Origin of the sequence: Lacihabitans sp. CCS-44 (assembly GCF_024343735.1) — a bacterium.
GTDB lineage: Bacteria > Bacteroidota > Bacteroidia > Cytophagales > Spirosomataceae > Leadbetterella.
The window spans coordinates 219,528-244,951 of the sequence record NZ_RJUE01000066.1 but is presented as its reverse complement, the minus strand read 5'-3'; the positions used below and the strand labels follow the sequence as shown (position 1 = coordinate 244,951).

Here is a 25,424-nt window from a genome sequence, read left to right as displayed (position 1 = left end):
TAAATGACTAATACCATTAAGTGGGGCATTTTGGGTGCAGGAAAAATTGCCGCAAAGTTTGCTGCTGATTTGAATAAAACAGAGGGTACAGAACTGGTTGCTGTAGCTAGTACCTCATTAGAGAGAGCCCAACAATTTGCATTAAATCATCAAGCCCAACATGCATTTGGGAATTATGAAGATTTATTTTCTGCTGATATAGACGTGGTTTATGTCGCTACTCCACATACTTATCACAAAGAGCATACATTGCTTTGTTTAAACAATGGAGTGGGTGTTTTGTGCGAGAAGCCATTTGCGATGGATGAAACTGAAGTAGATCAGATGATAGCCCTTGCAAGGACAAATAAAGTTTTTTTGATGGAAGCCATGTGGACACGCTTCTTACCGAGTACTTTGAAGGTACAATCTTGGATATCCGAAGGAAAAATAGGTAAAATAAAAACAATACACGCAGATTTTGGTTTCAAAGCTATTTTCGATGAGAAGTCTCGCCTTTTTAATCCAAGTTTGGGAGGCGGTGCATTTTTAGATATTGGGATTTATCCTGCTTTTTTGTCTCTATTTTTGTTGGGTTATCCATCTAAAATCTTTGCTGCCAGTATTTTTGCTAAAACGGGGACAGATGAAACTACTTCTTTTGTGTATCAATATGATAATCAGAGCACTGCAGTACTAAACTGTACAGTTGTATCTCATACAGATTGTGAAGCCAGGATTTATGGTGAGCTTGGGTCAATCAGAATGCATAGTCGATTTCATGAGGCCAATAGATTGACTTTGTATACTTTAGATGGTATAGAAGTAGAGACTTTAGATTTCCCTAGAGATACCTTTGGCTATAATTACGAAATTGAAGAAGTAAATTATTGTCTTAGAAATAATCTATTGGAGAGTCCAAATTGGTCATTAGCAGATAGTAATAAACTTATTCATCTGTTAGACAAAACCAGAGAGGCTGCCAAGATAGTTTATTGATTGACAAAAAAAAACAATGCTGTAACCTGCTTATTTACTGAATTTACCTGATTGGAATATTCAACTGTGTGTTTTCCCAGTTTAATGTCATATCTATTCCACCTTCAGCTATCTCGAGTAGTTTTATGGTAAGTTGCTCTATTGGTTTTTGGGTTTTTTCGGCTTCAATTTTAAAACGGAGATAATCTTTAGTTTCATCATAGTTTGTGCCCCATTGACCCGTTTCTGTATTCAATATAATGGTCCAATATTTTTCACCTGGAATAGTCCATAGGCTATAATTTCCATCTTTTACTTTCCTTTTGCCAAAAGTGCAAGTCCTGGAAAAGCTAATAGTGGTAGCTTCATTTGCACCTGTACGCCAAACAGTATTGTAGGGTATAAGTTCTCCAAATATTTTTCTTTCTTTCATTAAAGGTCTGCAATATCCAAGTTGGACCTTCAGGTCTTTTTTGCCTTTGGCTGTTAGTTTTTCAAATGGACTGTGGCTCTTGGTATAAGTCCTTACGCCATAAAGTGCCAAAACCAATACACCAATGACTATGAAGATAATATTTAATGCTTTTTTCATTTAGAAGGTAAGTGTTTTAGATCCTGTATCATACAAAACTATTAATTTTTTCTTTCTTTGCTCCGCTTGCTCTTTGATTTTTTCAACTACCCATTTTTTATTTGAGCCGTCCAATATTATGGTGCCATCAAATTCAGATATGCTATCAAGTTCTTTTATAGCATTTTCTGAACATATCAAATATTTGCTATTTTCTGAAATTATTCGACCGTTTGGTGTTTTTATCCATTGAATGTTCCCGTGTGTATCATGAATTATGAAGTTTCCTTTAGTTGCTATTTTTTGAGTTTTGAAGTTTTTTATGCCTCTTGCGTCATAATAGTTTTTTAGATGGAATTGATATATAAGGGGTTCATTACAAAGAGAATCTGTTGAAATAAAAGTGGCCGATCTCCCTTCTATAATTGAAATACCCCAACCGTTTGGGATAAAATGAAAGGTGATTTCTCTTTGATTTTTTTGCTTTAACAATTGATTTGCTCCACTAATACTAAGAAAAAGGCAAGTAATGGCTATGAGTTGTATATAAATGATCTCCTTGTTTTTTACAAATAGAAGAATAAAGGCGATGGTTAAAAACAATAAAAGTACGGTGGTAAAAGATATAGAAAGCCCGGTGGTTAGGGCATTTGGAAGTTCTGCAATAAGGTAAACTGAATAATTGAGAATATCTATGAGCCATTTGAAAATGAATCCTAAAGCACTTCCTAAAAGTGGTATTTTGAATACAAAGAGTAACAATAATCCAATAGGAAGCATAAAGGTTGAAACCAAAGAAACTATAGGATTGGCTAATAAAAAATAGTTGGGAAATTGATGAAAATAGTAAAGAGTAAGCGGCAAAGTAAAAATTTGGGCAGCAATTGAAACGGCAGAAATTTCCCAAATCGACCGAACGGGCCTCCATTTAATATAAAACAGTGTTTTCAGTTTAGGATAAATAACCATTATGCCCAATACAGCCAAATAAGATAACTGAAAGCCAACATCGTAAAGCCAAGTGGGTACAATTGTGAGAAGTATTATGCCTGACAACAATAGCGTATTTACAGGATTGTCGTCTCTTCGAAAAAATGTACCCAATTGAATCATCGAAAACATCAGCGTAGAGCGGCAAACACTTGGACTCAGGCCAGTGAAGATGGCATAAGACCAAAGTAAGATTAGGATTGTGGACAAAAAGAGCGGTTTCTTTTTGTTTAAAAATAAGCCCAAAAAAGCGTTAAGAACCACAAATAAAATTACTACATGCATGCCTGATACCGCCAAAACATGTATGGCACCAGTGGCAGAATACCATTGTTTGGTTTCGAAATCTAATTCAGCTTTCATGCCACCAATCATTGCTTCGGCTACTCCCATTTGTTTGGGAGTATCAAGGATTTCTTTGAAAACGGTGTGGGTGTAAACATTAAGGGAGTTGGCAAATTGAAACAAAGACCAACTTTTCATTTCTCCAGCCTTTATAAAATCTCCTTCTCTTAAAAACTGATGCGTGAATATGTTTTTTCGGGCTTGGTATGTTTTATAATCAAACTCAAATGGATTTTTAGGGGCCTCTATTTCTCTAATCGTATTTTTTAAAATATATATTTCTCCGTATTTGGGTACAGCACCAGCTTCTTTGTTAAAATAAAGCAAAGTTTCGCCAGTCACATTCTTCCATTTGTTATCTTTTTTTACAGCAAGTACCTTTGCAGTCACTTTGTATGTTTTTGGCTTAGATTCGGTGTAAGAGTCAATCATGGCCATATATTGGTCAAATGAGCCCATCTTAGTGATATGATTTCCTTGGTTTTTATGATCAAAAAGATGTGAACTAGCCAAACCTAATCCGAGAAAGAGTAATGGGATGCTATGTTTTAAAAACCTGAGTCGGTTGATTTTTACGGAAGCAAATCCTAAAAAAACTGTGATGCTTATAAAAATATAAATATGGCTAAGAGGAGGCTTATACCATTCATAGAGATAAATACCTGCTACGAGTAAAATAAAATATCGCAATACAGGGATTGATCTCAAATACATATTAATATGATTCTTTTTTACTTGGAAAATCTCCTGACTTCACATCGCCAATGTAGTTGATGAAGGCCGTATTCATCATGGTGGCAAGGTCTGCGTATCGTCTCAAAAACCTTGGGGAAAAGTCTTGATTAATACCCAGCATATCGTGTATAACCAATATTTGTCCATCACATCCGTTTCCAGCTCCAATGCCTATCGTTGGTATTTCTAAGGTTTGGCTTACTTCTGTAGCCAGTTTGGCAGGTATTTTTTCCAATACTACACCAAAACAACCTAAGTCTTGCAATAATTTAACATTTTCTCTCAATTGTTGAGCTTCTTCATCTTCTTTAGCTCTGACAGTATAAGTGCCAAATTTATATATAGATTGTGGTGTAAGGCCTAGATGCCCCATTACAGGAATACCGGCACTCAAAACCCTCGCTATAGATTCTTCTATTTCTTTTCCACCCTCCATTTTTACGGCATGTGCACCAGACTCTTTCATGATTTTTATGGCAGATCGGAGTGCTTCTTCTGAGTTGCCTTGATAGCTTCCAAAAGGCAAATCAACTACCACTAAGGCTCTTTTTACTGCTCTTATGACACCTTGAGCATGGTATATCATTTGGTCTAGTGTTATTGGAAGTGTGGTTTCATGGCCCGCCATTACATTAGATGCTGAGTCACCTACCAAAATCACTTCAATGCCTGCCTGATCTACCAAAGTAGCCATTGAAAAATCATAAGCCGTTAAGCAAACAATCTTTTCTTTTTTGTTTTTTAATTCTCTTAAAGTATTTGTTGTTACTCTTTTGATTTCAGAATGTACTGACATTTTTATATTATTTAGATCCTAACCAAGGCTCGGGATTGAGTTTACTGAAATTATGCCAAATCTGGAAGTTTATCTCAGGACTGCCATCTTTGTAGGCTACAGTGCCAATTTGTTGCTGTAGGCTTACTTGCTGGTTTATATTCACATTTACATTTTCAAGGTTGGCATAAACAGTGTAGTAGTCACCATGTTGAATAGCCACGACATTGTTGAGACCAGGGATTTGTGAAATATCAAGAACAACACCCTCAAATACTGCTCTTACTGGAGCATTTGGTGAAGCTTGAATATCAATGCCGTTGTTGTCGACTTTTAAGCCCTTCAAAACTGGGTGGTTTTTTACCCCAAACTTATCTGAAACAAAACCGTCTACAGGCCAAGCAAGTCTTGCTTTGCTGGCACCAAAGTTTTTGCTAGAAATCTTATTGGGCCTGCTGGCAGTTTCAGCCTCTTTTACAACAGCCTTCTTACTTTCTCTATCGCCCAATATTTTCTTTTCTCTTTCGGCTATTTCAATTTGTTTTTCTTTTCTTGAGGCTGGTACTTTTCTAGCTTTCTGTTCTTTCTCTATAGCATTAGAAATTACAGAGTTAAGGCTAGTTAATGCTGCTTTTGATTTTTCTAATTCGCTTTTTAGGTCACTTTCTTTTTCATTAAGGCCTTTTACGATTAAATCTTGTTTTTCTCTGAGTGCTTCAAGGCTTTTCGCTTCAATTTTTACAATATTAATAAGATTTTGCTGTGTAATTTTTTTCTCGAGTAGAGTTCTTTGGCGTTGTTTTAGCATTTCGCCTATCTTTTTGATTTGTAAAAGCTGGTGTTTTCTGTTTTCAGTGTATTGTTCTAGATATTTGTATCTCAAGAAAAGTTCATTTATAGAGCCAGAGGAAAACAAGAAACCCATTTTTGTAAGTTTGTTGCTATTCTTTGATTCTCTGTAAATAGTCTCAGAATATTCAGTTTGTAATGCGTTGAGTTGTTTGAAAAGATCGCTCTGTGCTTTTTGTATTTCCAGCATCTCTACTTTGATAAGTTCGATGTCTTCTAAAGCTAAATTAATTTTATTCTGTTGATTGTCAATTTGTTGATTTATGGCTTTGATGTGTCCTAGCGTATTTTGTTTCTCTTTTTGGGTCTCATTTAGTATTTTTTTTACTTGAGCAATCTTCTGAAGGTTCTTTTTTTTATCTGACTCTAAAGCAGCCCTGCTCTTTTGTTTTTGTGCAAAAGTGGAAAATGTTAATAGAAATGCGAAAATTAAAATAGAGTATTTTTTCATATTATAGCCTAATATCAAAAATTAGGTATTTTTTCTAAAGTATAACCTTTAGGAATATTAAAAGGGAAACGAATGTTTCGGTCTAAAAAATCAAACTTGGAGTGTTCGAATTCTATTTTTGCTTCGTTTTTACCAGAAATCAATAAAGATATAATAGTTGGCACAAGTTTGTTGTCTTCATTCACAAAGCTTTTATAATCAATATTTAGTTTGGTGTTCGTTTTTTTATCGGTGGCGTTGATATAAAATAGTTTACTTTTTTCAAGATCGAATCTGTTCTCTATTTCGATTTCGTTCCGTGTCTGAGAAATGCTATTAAACTCACTAAGTTTTTTGTAAACATCTCCGCTGTCTATTTTTATTGGAAGATTTCCAATTAGGAGAGATTGCACCATATTGAAATTCAGTTCAAAATCAAAATTCTCGCTAAGTTCCTTAAAGCTGACTTTATAATATTTTCTATTAAGCCTGTCCAATAGAAATATACTATCAGGATTAATGCTCACCCTTGCTGCTTCAAGGCCCAGTGCGATAGAAATCCAGATAACGCTGTCTTTCTTTACATGTATAGTGGCAGGAATATTTTGATCTATTTTGGCAGTTTTGATGCTTATTTTTGATTTTATTTTCAATTTTTCAAAATCTATTTCTTGGGTTTCGAAAAATACTTTCTCTTCTTTGGGAACTTCAGTTATTACAACACTGTCCTTTTTTACAATAACGGAGTCGGCTGTCGATGTGTTTGTTCCTAATACAATACTGTTTTTCTTCATCTTGTGGCTTCTACAAGATGTTGCTACAACAACAATAAAACCCAAAAAAAATAGTTTTTGGAGTACACTCATTTTATTCAATAATGGTTCTGTCTTTTATTTTATTTTCAAGTTTTTTGTTGGATTTGTTTAGTTCTAGGGCTTTTTTCCAAGCTTCTACAGCATTATCCGTCTGTCCAAGTTTGAAGAGTATGTCCCCTTTGTGTTCAAATATACTATCGGTTCCGGTTTTATCCTTCGAAATTGCCAAATCTATCATTTCATTTGCTTTTGCCAAGTCTCCTTTTTGGTATAGAACCCAAGCGAAAGTGTCATAATTGTGTGAATGAGTAGGGTATAGTTTTACCAAACGGTCGGATAATGCCATAGCTTTATCAAGATTTTTTTTACTATTCGCCAAAAGCAGGCTGTAGCTATTTAAAGCTTGTTCATTGTTTGGATTTTCAGTCAAAACAATTTCAAAAAGCTCAATAGATTTTTCCAATTTGCCAGTCAAATAATATATTTCAGCCATACTAGCATTTATGTGATGCTTGAGCTCTTTATTGTTGGTATTTACTGCAACTGCTTCTTCAAAAGACACCAAGGCGTCATCAAAGTTTTTGGTTTGTAATTGAGCAAATCCTAAATGATACCAAAAATAGGCATGATTGGGGTAGTATTCTATGGCTTTTTCTGAATGTTTTAATAAGTCATCAAACTTCCTGAGTTTAACGTCAAGTTCAGTTATGGCTAGCCATGCTTCAAATATTCCCTTATCATATTTTATTGCATTGAGGTAGGCGTCTCTTGCTTCTAAGAGTCGATTAGATTTTACCAAAACGTCGGCTTTGTAAACATACGTTCTGGCTTCGTCGGGATGTTGAGCTATAATTTGATCACAAAAACTGAGGGCAGAGGCAGCATCCTCAGGCTGAATTCCATTTTTAAGGGTATTGAAAAAAGAGCCTAAAGCGTTGGCTTTTAAGGAATAAGGCAAACTTGGCTGAGCTAAAATACTTTTAAGTACATCTTGCGTACCTTCTTTGTTGTTTTGTTTAGAATATGTCTCTGATAATAAGCCATAAGCCTCCATAAAACTTGGATTTTCATCTATGGCGTTTTTGAGCATTTGGCTAGCCTCTGAAAATCTATTGTTCGAAATTAGAATGGTGGATTGTTGTAAAATATATTGAGGGTCAGACTTTAGCATTTTTTTTCCCTCCTTCAGAGCTGCATCTACTTTGTTTTGTTTGAGTAGAATAGCCTGCTTGGCTTGGGTTATTTGCTCACTAGCTCCCATAGATTCTTCCATGTCTGCGAGAGTTTTGATAGCTTCAGATTCTTTGCCCTCTATTAGATAGATATCAACTAGATTCAAATATCCTTCAACGTAGGTTGGCTTAATTTTTAGAGTTTTTTTTATCGTTAATGCTGCATCTTTATATAGATTATTTTTAAACTGAATATTTCCTAAATGCTGTAAATAGAAAAAATTATCTTTTTCCAAATCGGCGGCTTTTTTAGCTGTGATCAAAGCAGATTCTATTAGATTGAGGGCGAGTTCGGTTTTTGAAAGCATAAAAAGAGAGCTTCCGCTTTCTCCGAATACTTTAATGTTTTTTTTGAATTCCTCTTGAGCTTTTGCAAAATCTTCAATCAAATAAAATTTCATACCTTCGGTAAAAGACTGTTCGGCTTTTAACTCTTTGGCTTCTATTTTTTGATCTTGAGCTTCATCTACGGCAGTTTGGCCAAAGATAGTTGAGCTTAAAAATAAGAACACTATTAAGATTCTCATTGGACGGTTATATTATAGAAGGTTTCAAAATTTTGATTAGTTTAAAACTTTAAATTATTTTTGATTGATTTTTTAAACCCCTTCAAAACGTAAATTTCAGTATTTTGTTACAAAAAATCAATTTTTGAACCCTTTATAATATAACAACAGGTTTATGGCCAAGCAAAATCCTAAACAAAAGACAGAAAAAGTAGCTATTGAGAGTCCAACAATAGAGAAGGAATATAACAAGTGGGTGGTTTTGGGTGGCCTAATTGCCTTGGTTTTTGCGGCCTATGGTATGATTTGGCAAAATGGATTTGTGTGGGATGATGATCCTTACATTGTTCTTAATGAGGCTGTTAAGAGTTTTAACTTAGGTTCGTTATTGACAAATTTTCATGTTGGCAACTATCATCCACTGACCATGCTCAGTTTAGCTTTAGAATATCTGATAGTAGGTGATAAACCTTGGCTTTCACATTTTAATAATCTTCTTATTCATAGTATAAATAGTTTTCTTTTGTATGTTTTGGTCAGAAAACTTGAAATAAATTCTTCGGTAGCCATACTTTTAGCTTTTTTCTTCGCTGTACATCCCTTGCACGTGGAGTCTGTAGCTTGGGCAGCAGAGCGAAAGGATGTTTTATATACATTGTTCTTATTTCTTTCCTTGATTTATTATATAAACTACTGTAAGTCAAAAAATAAGATAATGTATGTTTTTTCTTTGGTTTTATTTCTTGCGAGTTGCCTTTCAAAAGGAATGGCGGTGGTTTTGCCTGCTTTATTGATTGTGACTGACTGGTGGATGGCTGGAAAGAAATTTTCTTGGAAAAACCTCTTAGACAAAATTCCATACTTTGTAATAACTTTTGTATTTGCATACATAGCCACTACTGCTCAAAAAGACGCGGGAGCAGATGCTTCTTCTGTTATTAATGCCGCATATACTGGCTCCGAGAGGTTCAGAATTGTGTGTTATTCCTTTTTGTTTTATTGGTTTAAAACGATTCTCCCGATCAATTTACTTCCATTTTATCCCTATCCTGTCAAGATAGGAGGGAGTATTCCTGCTGTTTATAATTTTGCGGTATTAGGTCTTATGATATTTTTGGGCCTTATGTATTGGTTAGGTAGAAAAAACAGAAAAGTTTGGTGGGCTGTGGCTTTTTTTATGATTTCAATATCTACTGTAATTCAAATTTTACCAGTCGGCAGTGCTATTGTTGCAGATAGATATTATTATTTGTCTTCTGTTGGTCCATTATTTCTTGTAGCTTTTTGGCTTGGTAATCTTAAGACCGATTTTGGTAGGATAGCTTCTTTTGGATTGATATTGGTGTGGACAGTATTGACATTCTTTCAGACTGGTCATTGGAAAAATGGGTATACGCTTTTCAAACCAGCTGAAAAATTTTATCCTGAAGATGCCATGATATTAAGCAATATTGGTTGGTATCATTTAGGGCAAAAAGAGTTTCCTACCGCAAAAAGTTATTTGACTAGGGCAGATAATAATGGATTTAAAAACGGAGACGTATGCAGAACGATTGGTTCGATGTTTATTGATGAAGGCGATTATAAAAACGCCCTTATCTATTTAGAAAGAGCACAATTGTTCTTGCCCAAATCTCCACGAACGGAGTGGCTTACGGCCTTGGCATACCTCAGGTCTAATGAGTTTTCAAAAGCTCTTCCGTTTGCTGAAAAAGCGGCAAAAGAAGATCCTAATAAGTTAGATTATTTAAATACTTACGCTCAGGTTCTTATGAACCTTAAACAGTTTGATGAGTCCAATAAAGTATTTAGCGATATAATATCGAAGGATCCTGAAAATTGGGATGCATATCTTAATATATCCTATTCGCACAAATTGAAAGGAGACACGCAGACAGAGTTGAAATTATTGGCTGACTTGATTAATAAAAAGCCCAGTTATTTGCCCGCTTACCGAAATATTGGAGTAACATTCAGTGATTTAGGAATGCATGAGCAGGCCGTACAATATTGGCAGAGAGCTACTGTTTATGATTCCACAGGAGATTATGATTATAACATAGGTATAAATTTTGCGAACAGAGGCCAAGTAAACGTTGCCAAAGATTGGTATTTGAAAGCAGCGAAAAAAGGCAAACCTGATGCCATTGAAATATTGAAGGCCAATGGTGTGCAGTATTGAGAAGCTTTGGTGCTGTTTTTTGAAAATGGAATGGAATTTTTTTAAATGTAAAATGCAAAATTTTGAATTTGAAATGTAAAAGTTTTAGGAAAGTGAAAGGAAGTTATTAGCTTCATTAGCTAAGATTTTAGCCTTTTGAATGTCAGATTATTACATTCAAAATTTTACATTCTTAACTACCTCAAAACTCCACCTTTCTCAACTTCGTCAAGTAGTTGATTATAAATCTTATATCTTTTTTCTTGAATTTTCGCAATGGCTATGAGTTCGGCTTTTTTGAATCCGCCTTGATAGTACCGTTGAAACCACGGAAGTACCGAAATAGCCGCATCGAGTGGATTGTTGATGATGGCCGATCTAACACCCAAAGCAAACAGACCCGCCGATAATATAAAAGAGTTTAGGCCATTTTTTACGTCGCCTACATACAGTTGACCAAGGCCAGGCATAATCATACTCATTATTTTGGCTTTCTTAGGGCTAATTTTACTCACCTTTGTGTTTTTGTCGAAAAGTGCATTTACTGCTAAAGTATCTGAAGCCAACTTTTTGAAAATTTGCTCAGATAAATCATATTCTTCTTTGGCAAATCTTAGAATAGCTTCACAGAAATTTTTGTCATATTCAAGACTATCAGGAAGGTCTGAATCCAAATTTAGAAGTTCGATTTCGGCATAGTCGTATTGTTGCAAAATGAGGAAACAGGATATTTTTTTTAGAATATGGGTGTCCTTTAGCAACGAGTCTTCTGTACTAAAATAGGCCAAATCATAGTAGTCAGCTGATTCTTGATATTTTTGGAGGTTGAATAGGCAATCAGCGATTTTGGGGTAAATCTGTTTCGAATACAAAGAAGTACTGTCAAAATACACCACCCTTTTATAGGCTTCTACTGCATTTTGATAGCTTTTTTGCTTATAGAGTTGGTTGGCAAAGTCAAAGGTCTGCTCTAGGCTCTGTCCAAAACTTGTTAACGAATTAGTAATAAGTATTAAAAAGAGCACTCGCTTCATGCTGTAATGCGTTTATTTTTTTTCTGTTATAATCTTTGGTTGATTTTACCGAACCGTAAATATTGCCCAAATAAAATCCAAGTCCGATTCCTCCATATATCCATCCTCTGTGGTTGTTTGTGCCATACTTGTTAAAGCTTCTGTAGGACTGAAATGCCATACCTGCTGTAAAAAAAAGAGAGACGATGCCGTCTTTCCAATTGTTTGAGTAAGCTTTGCCAGTGCCAGGAACTACGGCTGACATTAAAGCCGCCAATCCGGGACTTTTTTTCCGAACCTCTTTTTCAAGAATAGAGCGATAGCCAATTCCAAGTTCGTTTTCTTGATTTGATATCTGAGAAATATTGACTCGTGCAGATTTAAAGTCATTGTTGAAAATGTCTGAGGTAACATTCAGCAATACTTTGTCGTCTGAAGAAAAGCTCTCATTTTTATTCCAAAATTCTTTTGCTTGTTGCCAAGACTGATTCTGCATTTGAAGTTTTGAAAATTCCAAAGCTGGAGAATAAGGCACTTTTGTTTTATCAGCATAAAGGACACTAAGTTTTTCTATACCTAATGTGGTTTGATTTGATAGTCTGTAGGCTTTTAATAGATTGGTTTTTAGCGTGTCGTTATTTGAGGATAGATACACCAAACGTTCAAATTCCTTACTTGCGAGCTCAAATTGGCCAGATTTTAACAGGTAATCTCCATATTTTCTGGATTTTTCGAAAGTAAAAATATCTTGTCCTGATAATGTAAAACTTATAGAAAATAGCAATAATAATAATCTCATTTCTTTTATTTGATATTTGAAACCACGGATACAGCTGGTGTGATTCTCGGGTCATCTTTGAGAAGCATAGTGGTTTTGTCGAACTCGTAATTGTGGGGAGAAAGGCCGTTGCATCGTGTCAAGCGATCCATGGTCATTACTCCACCTTTTATCATGCCGTATTTTTTTACTGCCAATATACCGTATTCAGAACAAGAAGGACTGAAGGTGCAGACGGTCAAATCTTGTGAAGAGAAGAAGGTTTTATAAAACAAAAACAGGCCTGAAAAAACTACTTGAACTTCATTCTTATTGTTTTTGGCTTCCACATACTCTTTTTTTATGTCTCCACTTGGCAGAACATTCCTATACAAACTTACCTGTGCTTGAGCATCATTTTTTAGAAGCAGCAGACCTAGAAATAGGAACTTTATAACGATATATTTCATCTTCATTATTTTGGTCTATCACCACATTTTTATAGGTAGTTAATTGAATATTTTTTTCGCCTTTTTCGCTTATGCTTACCATAGTTACCTCGGTTGGGAATTCCACGCCCTTCACATTAACGTATTTTTTGAAGTATTGTTGACTAACCACAGCACCTTTGGTACTGTAAAAAACCATGGCGTCTAATCGTTTATTAATCGTCTGCATTCTGATATTTCCAAATACTTTCTTGTACTGATCTTCTGATGGAACCCAAGTGGTGATAACGCCATTGCTTGTTTTTTCCACCTTCCCAATTTTATAAATCGACTTTTCGTTGTTTTTAGGCTTCAATCCGTAGTCAGACAGTTGACCAGTCAAAGCCAAGTGAAAAGCCGTAAACTCAGGAATCAGAAACGTGCGAGTGGTGCCTATCACGAGGTTTTTGTCATTGATAGAAAACATAGTAGTGTCTTGCACCACCATAGTTTCCTTTTTCGGAAAAATTAGCTTATAAACTATTTTTTTGTAGATTTTATCATAATAGATTTTACCCATAGTGAGCCTGTAAGTACCGTTTGAGAGTTTATCTTTTATAGACACATCGGCCCTAAATCTGTAAAACTGCTGACCCAAAGCCACGCTTGGTAAAAGAAATACTAAAAACAAAAAAGCCCTCAAATTCAAGTTTTCAAATGTTATGATATACAAAAATAGCCCAAGGTTTTGAAGTTTGGACTATTTCTAGTGAAAATATTGAGGTATATTTTATACTGAGTCTTCAATAAGTCGAGGTGGCGGCGGCGGCAATAATAGCCACCACATAAAACAAACCAACTACACCTACATAAATGGCCGATGCCGTTATGCAACCTTTGACGGTCTTATTTATAGCGGCCTTGTCGTTGTCAGTGATTAAATAAACGATAAGAATGCCCCAAACTCCCAAACAAAATCCCCACCAAAATGCAGGAAAACCAGCTGGACGCATGGAATCATCGTCAGTACCAATATTTGACTTGGCCTTGTTGTCGATTCCCAAGTCTTTCATGAGCTGAGGTTGCTCTTTTATGACACTGTCTACTGTAATGGATGGATTGGCATTTACGATAGCTTCCAGTTGATTGAGTTTTTTGAACTCCTCAGAAAAGTCTTCTTTTTGTAAAGGCTCCGAGGCAAACGAATTCAGTGAGAAACAAATACTTGTTAAAAGAATGAGGATTCTTTTCATGAAATTATACATTATGGATGAAAATAAATTTTTTTAAAGCTGTACAAAAATCATGCAAAAAATCTTTTTCGTCAAATAAAATCAATTAAGTTGATGTGAATAATTCAATAACTGAACCGGTCGGACATAAAAAAACCCACCGTTGGGTGGGTCTTTTTGTATATTGTTTTTTATCAGAAGAACCTTCCAGTTCCTATCGAAGCTACCACTATCCACCAGATGATATAAATACCTCCAGATACTAAACAACCTAACAAGGCCTTTTTAGTTTGAGCATTGTCTTTGTCAGTCAAGACATAAACCAATACTACTCCAAGGATAGTAAGTACACATCCCCACCAGAACGCAGGAATTCCTGCAGGAAGGTCAGATGATGCCACCACTGAAGCGGTATCTGCTTCAATGTTTATATTAGCTAACAACTCAGAATTTTGGTGCTTCAAATTATCAAGTGTAGTGCCTTCGTTACTTTGAACGAATTTTTCAATTTTATTAAGTTGCTCAAACTCTGAATCGATGTTTTTTGCATCAAAATTTATTGGCTCGGCTGCTGTTGCCACAGTAAAGCTTAATGCCAAAATGGTGATTAGGGAAAGGATTTTTTTCATGATTTTAAAAATTTAGATGTTTAACGTTTTACAATATTAAAGATTAATAATATACGAATTTTTAAATATTCATATTTTTTTCACAATATAATAAGAATTCAAGGTTCGAATAAATTTTAGCTAAAAAAATGCTATAGGTTTTTTATTTAGAGGTAAATATAGGCTCTGAAATAAAAAATATTCCAATTTGCAAAAGCTTGGTTTTAAAACTTAAAAGTTATTCCTCCTGATGAAAAAGGGGCACCAAGCTCTACCATAAAACCCAGTTTGTCTTTGAACTGATATCTAGCTCCTAAATAGCCGCCATACATGAGTCCAGCATTTACACCGTTGTATCCAGCGTAGTTGTTATCATAAGTAACCCCTCTGAAACCAGCAGTAATGCCCAAGTAAGGGTCGAGTTTGTCCACCGAGACATCAAATTCTTTCAAGATTTTATTAAAGTGGTAGGAGCCTCTACCTCCTATTACTATGTAGTTTACGCCCCAGTTGGAGCCATAATAGCCGTAGTTTCTACGCGTAACACCGCCAACTAAACCCACACTGACATCATCTACCAAAGCTACCTCAACAGAGCCTAAAACTCCCACACCTCTGTAACCTAATCCAAGGCCTAAATTTACGGTTTTGGTACCTTTAGTAAAAGACTGAGCTTGAGTAGAAAAGCAAATTGTAGAAAGCAAAAAAAGGAAAATACGGCTGATTTTGTACATATAAAAACTATTGGTTTGATTTATTATGATGCAATTCTAACCAATCAAAGCCGCATTTTCAATGCTTTTCGACAGTTTTTTGAGGATAATTTTATATTCCAACAACAATAAACTTTGTATCAAATTCGAAAAAGGTAACAGATTTGAACAGATACCTCTGACGAATAAGTAAAAAAAGCAAAAATATTAAACAAATGCAATTCTACATGCCACCCGGCGGGCATGAAATACTTGTATTTATGGTGTCGCTAAAAATTGCCCCTAGCTCTGCTTGAAATAGAACGCCAGTGCCGGTGGTTACTAAGTTATTATGCACTTTGGATATAAAAGAAACATTGGCCATGTTTTTAATCAAACTCGTACTAGTGATAATGCCTGACGAACTGACCACCTCTGGAGTTGCGGTCGGATAAAATGTATTGTTTACGGTTACATTTCCCCAGCAAGAGCCATTAAAAGTGAAGCGATAGGTTTGACTTAGACACCCAAACTGGTCTTTGATAGTATACAAAGCACCTATGTCAGGTGTTGTTACATTTACCACTCCGGGACCAAAAGGACTAGAAGTAACACCAGAAGGATTTGTAAGCGTAAACTGTGATACTCCAGGCCAAGCCGGTGTTTGAATCTTTTGTAGAGCTGGACTCTCAGCAGGGAGTTCGTTTTGATGAATGTTGTTAACTATTGGAACGCCAGTATTTACGTCTTTGAGGATAGTGAAATTGTCTCCAACATTACCGAGCTCATTAATAAATTTGGCATCGAGTCGGTTGTTCTCAATTTCTAAAATCATTGTCCCCCCTGTGAGGTAGTCTTTGTATGGCATTGCATTATGCCCAGCTAAGCTACTAATTGTAGAACTCGACTGAACTGTAGAAGACGAACCTACAATAGCGTAAACTATTCCATTAACTGAGGCCGTGTTGGAAGAGGTAGAAACATAAGGACATGAGTCAGAACTACCATCAAATTTTCCCGAAGAGGAATTTATATTATGTACTGAAGAATTAAAGTTGGCATGTGGCAGGTATGCAGGTGAGCCAAACAGATTTTTTAATTGTCTTGAACGCTCATATACATGACTGTGGCCATTGAGAACCAAGTCTACCTTATGAGCTTCAAAAACAGGTACCAGATTGTTGGCTAAATCAAGCAATTCCCTTCTTGTGTCAGAATCATAAGATCCTTTGGTGTAAGGTGGGTGATGAAATATAATGACTGTCCATTTGATTAATGAATTGGCATCATTTGCTGTTAAATCAGCCATGAGCCATGTCTTTTGAGCACTTGCTAATGTTTCGCTAAGTTTGACATTGGTCTCGGAGCCGTAGCTATCTAAGCTAACAAAATGGATATTCCCATAATTGAACGAATAATACCCTTTTGCATTTGACGGAACTCCACCCGATTGCCCTTTTTCTAGGTTTTGAAAAGTTTCAAAAAAAGCATAATTTCTGGAGTTTGCATCAACAATATCTATGGTTGAACTTGTGCTTGGATAGATATTGGTATAGCTGTAAGGAATGCCATTTCGAATAGAATTCTTCAAACCACTTCCCCTTGATTCGTAATAGTCGTGATTTCCGGGACAAGAAAAGATGGTGGCTTGTTTCATCATTTTTGAGGACTGAAAAGGGTTGAAAAAGTAATTTTGATACTCGGTACTCGTTCCATTGAGATAGGCATTATCTCCGAGTAACATCCAAAAATCTAATTGGGGATTACCATTTTCTGTCATCCAAGTATTGAATCCCGTCAGTACTGAATCCTGTACCTCGTTATAATTTGCGGATGACGGTGCAAAAGGCAAGCCTGAGTAGTCAACGTCACCATTTTGGCTGTAGCCAGCATCGCCTGTCACCCATATTCTCGTTTTCTTGGCTGTAACCTCAGCGGTTGTAATTGGCCCGGTTAAGAAATAATTATTGGGACCAACCTCTAAACTCGTAAAAGATGGGTTGTTTACACCTATTTCATAAAAGTATTTTACATTTGGGCTGAGTCCAGTAATATTAATTATATGGTCAGTGCTGGAAGCCCCTGTCCAGACAGAGGCCGTAGTTGCCAAATCGGTTGATTTCCATACCTTAACAACACCCACAGAAGCTACGTTTGTAGTCCATCTTATTTGCTTGGTGGTTTCAGATGGCCTACTATTGGCTGTAGTTCCGTCATTTGCTAACTGCAAATACGGCCCACGGGTGATGGTGGGAGCAACTGAACCTAATACACCCGTTATGTTCAAATCGAAGAAGGAATCAGATGAGCTTGTCAATAATGGAGAACCAGCGACACTTGGAAATTGATGAATTTCTGCGGAAATTGTCAAGTTATTCAAGGTTGGGTGCAAAACAAGAATACTACTGAGGGTAGAGCCCGAAATGGTGACTGATGGTGCATTTACGTCAGTAATAGCACATGAACCGCCTACCAAACCAACGCAGTTCGAGGCTGCTGTGGTAGCCAATGGTATTGGAACAGATGATACGCTAGGCATATTATCCCTAAAAACCTCGACTCCGTTGAGATAAATAACAATACCATCATCTCTTACTGAATTAAGAGTCAAAGATGTGTAGCTCGAAAGAGAAGGCACCACAATTGTCTGCCTATAATAACTCACCAATGGCTTGTTGGCTGGGATGGTACCTGGAATTATTACCGTTCCTAAAGTAGAATAATTATAGCCTAAAGGTGCATTTGCCGAAACTTGCCAAGCTGGGTCAACAGTGGTATTGTAGGATGGAGATTTCCAGTCATATATGCCAAAATTTGGCGGAGACTGTGGAGAAGCATTATTGATGTAATATTTCCACCCTCCGCTGCCATAATTAAAGGGCATTTGAGCCTCTAAAAACCTACTCGAAAGCAGAAAGAGTACGGCTAAGAGTTTAATCGATTTCATTTATTTAGAATTTTATTACATGTAAAATCTGACTCAATTTATGCTTTTTTTTACTATAGTACTATGATAAAAATCAGTATCAATTATCAAAACATATCTTTTTTGCAAGAATATTAAATGTACTGCCAAAATTGCCTCACTAAACTATCTGTAAGTTCAATTTATACATTCTTAATTGTGAGTACATTTCAATAATCAAATATATTCAAATACGCTAGTTTACCTTTAGCCAATCTGTGTTTATTGACAAAATACTTGCCCTCTGACCGGGTGACAACACCGTTCCCAACCCTATCACATTGTGCGAAAGATTTAGATTTAGCGAGGTAGTGTTTACAATAATCAGTAACCTGCCCCTAGTAGAACTGGGTGCAGGAAGGGTAAAAGTCTGTGCAGTTGTACCTTGAAAAACCACAATGTGATCATCTTCCGAAATGGTATAATTCGTAGTTTTTAACACATAAGGTACACTAAAAGAACTTTTTAGGTTAATGGTAGAGAAATTACTTGTATTGTCTTTCTCTAAAACTAGCCTATCCTTATTGTCGGTTTTGAAGGCGATTTGGTTAAACAAACTCATTGGATTCCTACCTACTATTTGGGTATTTGTATTGCCAAACTCAAGTGCCTGATTTAGATTTATTGGATAATTCAACTTGTTTGGCCAAACGGATTTCCAAGCCAAGCCATCATTGTATTGAATGGCGTTATCACACATATTGTATAATAGGCGACCTGGGTTATTGCTAAATGAAAGAATATCATTGGTTGACTTAGTCGACAAATCAATATATTCTGGGAAGGTGGCAGTGGATGTACCAGGCCCAGCACTAACTGTGGATCCAGTGATGCTTAAGTTTTGAACAGACCCTGCCGGAGCCGTTGGAGATGAGGTTGGATAACCTGACCATAAAACTCCGGGACTTGTTCCATAGCTTTGCCATTGTGCACAATCTGGCGGAAAATTGGTGGGATAGGGCAAAACCGTTCTAAGGCTCAAATAAACATTTACGGACTCCATAACACCTATTCCCCTTTGAGCCATGTACCAATAGTTATCCCTTCTAAAAAGGTAAACATCACCTCCAAATAGACCGACCGCAGCATCGAATCCATAGTAGTTTATTCCTGTATCAAACGGACTGCTCGTACCAGCTCCCAGAATAGGAAAAGTAGTTCCATTGATTATTACTTGGGCTTTCATTTGCTGAATAGCAGCTAAAAATAATGTAAGAAATAACAGTTGCTTAAGCTTCATTTTTTTAGTTAATTAGATTAAAAAAATCCTTTGCTCTCCTGCGTGAAGGCACTATAACTTCACCATTTATCAAATAAATTTGGTTGTTTTTAATGCGTTCTATGCAATCAAGGTTTATGATGGTGGATTTAGTAACTCTGTAGAAGTTTGGGAAAGGCTGCAGTTGTTCTTGGATTCTTTTGAGTGTGGTGGCTACGGTTTCCTTTCGTCTGCCGTTTTGAAAACTCACAGTAGTGTAATTAATCTCACCTTTAAGACTAATTAACTCTTGAGGATTTACAGTTTTTCTGCCACCTATAGGTATTTGTGTTTCCATGATATTGTCGGCAAAAGTTTGAATTTGTTTACGTTACAAATCTCCGAAAGATTATTATTCGGCGGTATCACTAATTATAGGGAGGAATAATTATTGGTTCCAATAATTTGGAAGCATTGAAACTACCTAGTGGATTTATTGAAAAGCAATTCCCAAATTCACTTTTTCAATACAAGTTTTTCTAATATTACTAGGGTAAGTTTGTGTAAAACGCCAAATTACTCTCCCTTATACAGCAGAAAATGTTTTTTATTCAATGAGTTAACTTTCGAAGTACATTTGTAGGAAATTTAAATTTTTCGAAAAAAAATGAGCTAGAATTATACATTGAAATCTTTTGAAAACCAGATGTATGTGGCTCAATTTCAAAGGTTATTCTCCATTTCCAACATATGCAATTCTCTACAAAAAGATTCTACGAGACTTTTAACAATTAACGAATTTTTAAAACCATGAATGACGTTTTTATAACCAGTATGGGTGTTTTTTTGCCCAATAAGCCTATTGAAAATTCCGAAATTGAAGATTATTTGGGCAGAATCGATACGAAATCGTCAAAAATTAAGGAGCGGATTCTAAAACAGAATGGAATAAAACAGAGGTATTTTGCCTTAGACAGAAACCAAGAAAGTACCCACTCCAATACCGAAATGGCCACAAATGCCATAAAAGAGGCAATAAAAAAAAGCAATTTGCGTGCACAAGAAGTAGAAATGATAGCCAGCGGTACTACGCAAGCAGATTTGCCTGTTCCGGGTTTTGCAAGTATGATTCATGCGGCTTTAAATTACCCCAAATGCGAAATTGCCAGCTTTCAAAGCGTTTGTGCCAGCGGAGTGATGGCACTTAAAAATGCGTTTTTACAAATAAAAAGCAATGACAAAACCAATGCTATAGTTGTAGGGAGCGAGTTTTCGAGTCGCTTATTTAAAGCAAGCCGCTTTGAAGCACAAAACCTTACATCGTTGCCGTTTGATACTGAATTTTTACGATGGATGCTCTCTGATGGTGCAGGTGCTATGGTACTCCAAAACAAAAAAAACACGGATAGTATATCACTAAAAGTAGAATGGGTGGATTTACAATCAAACGCCGCGGAGTTTCCTGTTTGTATGTACACTGGCAAAATAGACAACAAAAACGAGACAGAAAAAACATGGCTCGATTACCCTGACTATGAATCGGCCTCTAAAGCTGGAGCATTAAATCTTAAACAAGACATTCGGATTTTAGACAACCTAGTTAAGAAAGGCGTCAGCCATTTTTTTGAGTTAATCGACAAAAAAATGATTCAAACCTCTGAAATAGACTGGTTTTGTTGTCATTATTCGTCTGAGTTTTTCAAAGAGCCTATTAAAGAACTGTTGCTAAAAGGCGGTGCAAATATACCCGAGCAAAAATGGTTCACCAATCTTCATTACAAAGGCAATACTGGTGCAGCATCTATATTTATTATGCTTGAGGAACTTATGTATTCTGGAAAACTCAAAAATGGGCAAACTATATTGTGTATGGTGCCAGAGAGTGGACGTTTCATAACTTCATTTATTAAACTGACGGTTGTTGGGAATGATAATGTTGAAAAACCAAAATATGAACTTCGTAAAATCGAAGCTCCCGAATTGGTAGTTAACCAAAATCCTACTTCGGAGTGGCTTGTTCGTCAACTGACCCAAATTTGGATTGACTTTGAATGTAAACTTCTTAAAGTACCCATTGTAGAAAAAATACATGCTGGTACACTTCATATTAATGACTATAAGTTGCTTTTGCATGATTTAAGACAACAAGTAATTGATGGTTCCCAGTGGATTTCTAGAGCTGCCTCAAACATAGATATAGATTTGTTTGAACTCAGGTCAGCTTTTATTAGACACACCGCTGCTGAGCATAAAGATTACCAAATGCTTGAACGAAACTTTGTGGCATTAGGAGAGTCCTTAGAAAAAATACAGACACAAGAAAAAAACATTGGTAGCTTGGCATTGAGTTCATTCATGTTTCAACAAGCCAGCAAAAACAATCCGATTGATCTACTTGGAGCCATGTTTATCATTGAAGGCATAGGCAAGCGTTTAGCGGCATTTTGGGGCAATCTTATACAAGACCAATTACATTTAAAAGAAGATCAAGTGTCTTTTTTTACGTATCATGGCATGGCCGACGAAAACCATTTCCATAACCTCGAGCAGGCACTAAATCACCCGGCTATGGATATGGAAGTAGCAAAAAAAATAGTGAAAACAGCAAAAACAACTGCTTTTTTATATAAATTACAATTAGAAGAATTAGGCAATTATTAAAACATATTATGCAAAATAACTTAGACATATCAAAGCATGACTCTAGAGACCCTAACCCATGGTTGGCTTTATATTTAGACAGTAGCATACCTATGTATGAAAAAACCAAGCAAGCACTCATGCGTGACAATGACTCTAAGTCGGCACGTTATTTATTGCCATTTATTTGGTTTATATCCAAGGTAGCCATGTTTTTTATCCATATTCTAAAGTTTTTCTTGCCCAATTTGTTCAATTCGTCAAAGGTACTTCATCGGATATTATCTTGGGGTCTTAAGCGTTTTGTCAGCCCCGACGCCAACCTGTTGATATTTAGACATTTTCATGTCGGCAGTGAAATTCTACAATTTATAGCTGGAAATATTCAAGATGTCGATATTACTTTAAGCCCTCTCAAACCTTATGATTTTGAGGATGTCAAAGGCGACTTATTCCTATTACACGACCTCAATCTGTATAACTTTATTATAAAACTTAATAGCCAGCTAAGAGAAAAAAATATTGTAATAAAGGAAAAAGAGACGCTAAATACAGACATGATAACTGTGGATGGCTTCAATCATATAGATTTCCCTAACTCCTGGACGAATATCCTTGACCTCCGCTCGGCTATTGAACTTTTCACACCATTCTATCAGCTATTCTTAACGGCCAACGACTTTGTGCGAGCCTCGAATTCATTACAACTCGACGAGACCATTTCTATTTATGTTTCTCAAATATTAGGAACTCCGGGGCATCTGGGCCTTGTAAACAACAAACACCCCATGATCCCAAGCACTACTTTCAGTGCGGCTTATCGATTGGTTTTGCATGGTTTAGCCGCTGAAACTTTACATGAAATATTAGTAAACATCAAGAAAAATATATCTCATGATGGCATTATGACTCCTGCCTGAGTTTTGTTGCCATTTACAATTCCAGTTTTTAATGCTTTTTCCCTTTAAAAAACAGCATTTATGATTTTGCCAAACCTAGCAGCCCAGAAAGAAACAAGGTTCTTCTGGGCTTAGTCTGCTGAATATGTTGACTATTTAATCACCTTCATTTCCACTCTTCGGTTTTGGGCTTTGCCCTCAGGGGTTGCATTGGTGGCAATGGGCTTGTTTGGACCATATCCTACTGCAATTAATCTATTTTTGTCAATACCGTTTGAATTGAGATAATTTACTACACTATTGGCTCTGTTTTGACTCAACTTAATATTCGAGGCGAGATTTCCAACATTGTCTGTATGTCCCTGAATCTCTAATTTTGTCTCAGGATTGTCCACCATGAATTGAATAAGTTTCTGCAAATCTTGTGAGGTGGCAGTATTAAGCTCTGACTTCGCAGTGGCAAAGAATATTTTGTTTAAAACTATTGTTTTCCCTTCTTTTGCTTCTTCAATTCCGAGTTGAAGTTTTACATATAGTGTAGCACTTCTGTTTAATCCTTTGGTACTCAAGTTTTCAATATTTGAGATATAGCTTGCTTTTTTTCCTACAATCACAAAGTCACTGCCTGATTCTAACTGTGATCTAAATTCACCATCGCTCTCTCTACTAGTTACAAAGGCCGTACTACTCTGGGTGTTGTTTGAAACTGTCACTATGGTATTTCCAACAGGCTTATTGTTCGACTTGTCAATGGTATTTCCGACTAATGTAAACCTCGGGTCATTGTGCGATAGTTTTACTTGAATCTGATTTCCCTTGGTGTTGAAGTCTTCTTTGCTAAGATTTTCCGAAGTCGCATTTATTTTATTTAATCTACCTAAAACCTCGTAATTGTTTGTTTCAATGTCTTTAAACTCAGCTTTGCCATCGCCATTTGTCAGTGCTGTGAAAATGTTTCCATCGGCACTTTTTAGTGTTACCTCTACATACTCCAAGGGCTGTTCCGTGGCCTCGTCGTTAACAATAACGGCAATGGTTTTAGTTATCGGCTTAACAACTTCTGCTAGCTTTTCCGGTTCTTTTGGCTTTATTGGCTCCGGTACTTTTGCTACCAATGGCTTCGGAGTTTTTTTCTTTGAAATACCAGTACTAATGCCAATACTATAAAATAATTGCGGTGACAGGTTATTACCTATTGGTGTACGATATTCGAACGAAGTATTGATAAAGGCTTCATTGAATGCATTTATTTGAAAACCTACACCTGGAATAATATTTACTCCACTTAGGTTTTTATATTTCGAAAAACCAACTTTGCCACTAATGTAAGGCACCACTATATGCTGGTCTGTTAGCAGTTTCAAGTTCGCACCAGCATTTAAATCTAGCAATAAGTTGTTACTACCAAATGGAATACTGCCGGGTAATAAATAGTTCACCCAGCTAGTATTTAGGTTTCCATTTAAATTAATTTTTTTTGTTAGTCCATGGGTATAATCTATCCCAAAACCACCTTGCATTTTAAGTGGTTTGTTCCAAAGATTATTCTTTAAAACATAACCTAGGCTATTTGTATTGATATTGTACGGCGTTTGGAAATCATTATAGAAAAAGTGAACACCTAATGTTGGAGGTTTAACGAGAGAGTCTTTTTGAGCCATAACCGACCCATAAATCAAGAGTATTGATATTAAACATATTATTTTTTTCATTGCCTGATCTTTAATTAAATTGCCAATTGTAACCTTCACCACATTTGGTTTTATCAGCACCTGCTTCGCCGCAGATGCCGAACACTCTGGGTTCGCTTCTGCCTTGACTATTTTGGTCCTGAACGTTCACTGGCTCGCCTCTGTAATCCAATGTTTGAACAGTCCAAATGAAAGTATTATACATGGAGTTTTTAATATTCATATTTGGCCGCCAAATGTATTGTGTGGTTCTATCAACATAAGTATCTAATATTGGTTGGTTGCTTCTTAAAGCTTGCATTGGAGTTTGATTGTTAAGTATCTCAAATACTTGAAGTCGGTAGGTGGTTTTCTCCTGTGAAAGTGGCACCAAACTTGACCACCGGAAAGTAATGGCACTCTGAGCAGTGTTGGCATCAAGCCAAGATTTATCAACAGGACTCAATAAATAGGGCAAAACGTAATTTATCTGATTGAATACCCTTTCAATTGTATTTACAATCTGCCTTCCAGTATTGGCGTCAAAAATCTCTACTGAAAAGGTATAAATGCCGGGGGATAATTTTCCACTTCGGGCCAAATTGTTGGCCAACGCCGTAAACTGTTGGTTTTCTAGTTGAAGTACCCTGTCCATTCGAATTGTGTTTTGTCCACGATTTAATGCAATCGTTTGGGCAGAATTGATATTGCTTTTACAAACCAAATCTTTATTACTATCAAAAATACTAGTCCGTATCTTAATTCCGATTAAGTCTACTTGTGCTGCACCTCCAGCAGTTATCAATAACTGTCCGGCTCGGCCATTGCCCCAGTCGCTCAAATAAGATGGTGGATTACTATTCAATATCAAATTGGCTTGAATTTGACCTAATCCTTTCAGATGAGATACTATTAGAAGAGTAAGAAGTATTATATATTTTGAATGTTTCATTTCA

General features: G+C 36.2%; 22 protein-coding genes. 4 read left to right on the top strand and 18 right to left on the bottom strand.

Features of this window, described 5'->3' with window-relative positions; genetic code table 11:
- The first annotated feature begins 3 nt into the window (after positions 1-3).
- Positions 4-978, top strand: a complete 975-nt coding sequence (locus tag EGI26_RS21020) for a Gfo/Idh/MocA family protein (protein WP_255081049.1) — start codon at positions 4-6, stop codon at positions 976-978.
- Between the two features lie 43 nt (positions 979-1,021).
- On the opposite strand, the gene EGI26_RS21015 is transcribed toward EGI26_RS21020, so the two are convergent.
- From EGI26_RS21015 to EGI26_RS20990, 6 genes are read right to left on the bottom strand one after another with little or no spacing between them, the layout of a single operon-like run.
- Positions 1,022-1,549 (bottom strand): DUF2911 domain-containing protein, encoded by a 528-nt coding sequence (locus EGI26_RS21015; protein ID WP_255081048.1) that lies wholly within the window; start codon positions 1,547-1,549, stop codon positions 1,022-1,024.
- A complete protein-coding gene (locus tag EGI26_RS21010) occupies positions 1,550-3,577 on the bottom strand; it encodes a ComEC/Rec2 family competence protein (RefSeq protein WP_255081047.1) in 2,028 nt (675 codons plus the stop codon).
- Position 3,578: 1 nt separating this feature from the next.
- Positions 3,579-4,394 (bottom strand): 3-methyl-2-oxobutanoate hydroxymethyltransferase, encoded by an 816-nt coding sequence (gene panB, locus EGI26_RS21005; RefSeq protein ID WP_255081046.1) that lies wholly within the window; start codon positions 4,392-4,394, stop codon positions 3,579-3,581.
- A gap of 7 nt (positions 4,395-4,401) precedes the next feature.
- A complete protein-coding gene (locus EGI26_RS21000; RefSeq protein WP_255081045.1) occupies positions 4,402-5,673 on the bottom strand; it encodes a murein hydrolase activator EnvC in 1,272 nt (423 codons plus the stop codon).
- Between the two features lie 14 nt (positions 5,674-5,687).
- The gene (locus tag EGI26_RS20995) at positions 5,688-6,518 is read right to left on the bottom strand and encodes a DUF4292 domain-containing protein (protein WP_255081044.1); all 831 of its coding nucleotides are present in this window, start codon (positions 6,516-6,518) and stop codon (positions 5,688-5,690) included.
- Between the two features lies 1 nt (position 6,519).
- Positions 6,520-8,226, bottom strand: a complete 1,707-nt coding sequence (locus EGI26_RS20990; protein ID WP_255081043.1) for a tetratricopeptide repeat protein — start codon at positions 8,224-8,226, stop codon at positions 6,520-6,522.
- Between the two features lie 154 nt (positions 8,227-8,380).
- Between EGI26_RS20990 and EGI26_RS20985 the strand changes: the two genes are divergently transcribed.
- A complete protein-coding gene (locus EGI26_RS20985) occupies positions 8,381-10,387 on the top strand; it encodes a CDC27 family protein (RefSeq protein ID WP_255081042.1) in 2,007 nt (668 codons plus the stop codon).
- Between the two features lie 176 nt (positions 10,388-10,563).
- Here the strand turns inward: EGI26_RS20985 and EGI26_RS20980 are convergent, their stop codons facing one another.
- The 10 genes from EGI26_RS20980 to EGI26_RS20935 all read right to left on the bottom strand — a co-directional run bounded on the left by EGI26_RS20980 (position 10,564) and on the right by EGI26_RS20935 (position 19,617).
- Positions 10,564-11,400: a tol-pal system YbgF family protein gene (locus EGI26_RS20980; protein ID WP_255081041.1), complete on the bottom strand. Its 837-nt coding sequence runs from the start codon at positions 11,398-11,400 to the stop codon at positions 10,564-10,566.
- Positions 11,366-12,178, bottom strand: coding sequence for a hypothetical protein (locus EGI26_RS20975; protein ID WP_255081040.1), 813 nt, complete (start codon positions 12,176-12,178; stop codon positions 11,366-11,368). Before EGI26_RS20975 ends, EGI26_RS20980 begins: the two co-directional genes overlap by 35 nt.
- A gap of 5 nt (positions 12,179-12,183) precedes the next feature.
- The gene (gene yidD / locus EGI26_RS20970; protein ID WP_255081039.1) at positions 12,184-12,606 is read right to left on the bottom strand and encodes a membrane protein insertion efficiency factor YidD; all 423 of its coding nucleotides are present in this window, start codon (positions 12,604-12,606) and stop codon (positions 12,184-12,186) included.
- Positions 12,551-13,297, bottom strand: a complete 747-nt coding sequence (locus EGI26_RS20965; protein ID WP_255081038.1) for a DUF4292 domain-containing protein — start codon at positions 13,295-13,297, stop codon at positions 12,551-12,553. Before EGI26_RS20965 ends, yidD begins: the two co-directional genes overlap by 56 nt.
- Positions 13,298-13,367: 70 nt before the next feature.
- Positions 13,368-13,817, bottom strand: coding sequence for a hypothetical protein (locus EGI26_RS20960; protein WP_255081037.1), 450 nt, complete (start codon positions 13,815-13,817; stop codon positions 13,368-13,370).
- A 173-nt stretch (positions 13,818-13,990) separates the two neighbouring features.
- The gene (locus EGI26_RS20955; protein ID WP_255081036.1) at positions 13,991-14,425 is read right to left on the bottom strand and encodes a hypothetical protein; all 435 of its coding nucleotides are present in this window, start codon (positions 14,423-14,425) and stop codon (positions 13,991-13,993) included.
- Positions 14,426-14,628: 203 nt separating this feature from the next.
- Entirely contained in the window at positions 14,629-15,138 is a 510-nt protein-coding gene (locus tag EGI26_RS20950; RefSeq protein WP_255081035.1) for a hypothetical protein, read from the bottom strand.
- Between the two features lie 202 nt (positions 15,139-15,340).
- Positions 15,341-18,043, bottom strand: a complete 2,703-nt coding sequence (locus EGI26_RS20945) for a metallophosphoesterase (protein WP_255081034.1) — start codon at positions 18,041-18,043, stop codon at positions 15,341-15,343.
- A 214-nt stretch (positions 18,044-18,257) separates the two neighbouring features.
- Positions 18,258-19,301, bottom strand: coding sequence for a hypothetical protein (locus tag EGI26_RS20940; protein ID WP_255081033.1), 1,044 nt, complete (start codon positions 19,299-19,301; stop codon positions 18,258-18,260).
- A 4-nt stretch (positions 19,302-19,305) separates the two neighbouring features.
- A complete protein-coding gene (locus EGI26_RS20935) occupies positions 19,306-19,617 on the bottom strand; it encodes a LytTR family DNA-binding domain-containing protein (RefSeq protein WP_255081032.1) in 312 nt (103 codons plus the stop codon).
- 452 nt (positions 19,618-20,069) lie between these two features.
- Between EGI26_RS20935 and EGI26_RS20930 the strand changes: the two genes are divergently transcribed.
- Together EGI26_RS20930 and EGI26_RS20925 are read left to right on the top strand one after the other, a co-directional pair.
- Entirely contained in the window at positions 20,070-21,920 is a 1,851-nt protein-coding gene (locus EGI26_RS20930; protein ID WP_255081031.1) for a beta-ketoacyl-ACP synthase III, read from the top strand.
- 8 nt (positions 21,921-21,928) lie between these two features.
- Positions 21,929-22,819 carry a DUF6999 family protein gene (locus tag EGI26_RS20925; protein WP_255081030.1) on the top strand — a complete coding sequence of 297 codons (891 nt, stop codon included), beginning with the start codon at positions 21,929-21,931 and terminating at the stop codon, positions 22,817-22,819.
- A 131-nt stretch (positions 22,820-22,950) separates the two neighbouring features.
- Here the strand turns inward: EGI26_RS20925 and EGI26_RS20920 are convergent, their stop codons facing one another.
- Together EGI26_RS20920 and EGI26_RS20915 are read right to left on the bottom strand one after the other, a co-directional pair.
- The gene (locus EGI26_RS20920) at positions 22,951-24,510 is read right to left on the bottom strand and encodes an OmpA family protein (protein ID WP_255081029.1); all 1,560 of its coding nucleotides are present in this window, start codon (positions 24,508-24,510) and stop codon (positions 22,951-22,953) included.
- A gap of 10 nt (positions 24,511-24,520) precedes the next feature.
- Positions 24,521-25,420: a hypothetical protein gene (locus EGI26_RS20915; RefSeq protein WP_255081028.1), complete on the bottom strand. Its 900-nt coding sequence runs from the start codon at positions 25,418-25,420 to the stop codon at positions 24,521-24,523.
- Positions 25,421-25,424: the final 4 nt, after the last annotated feature.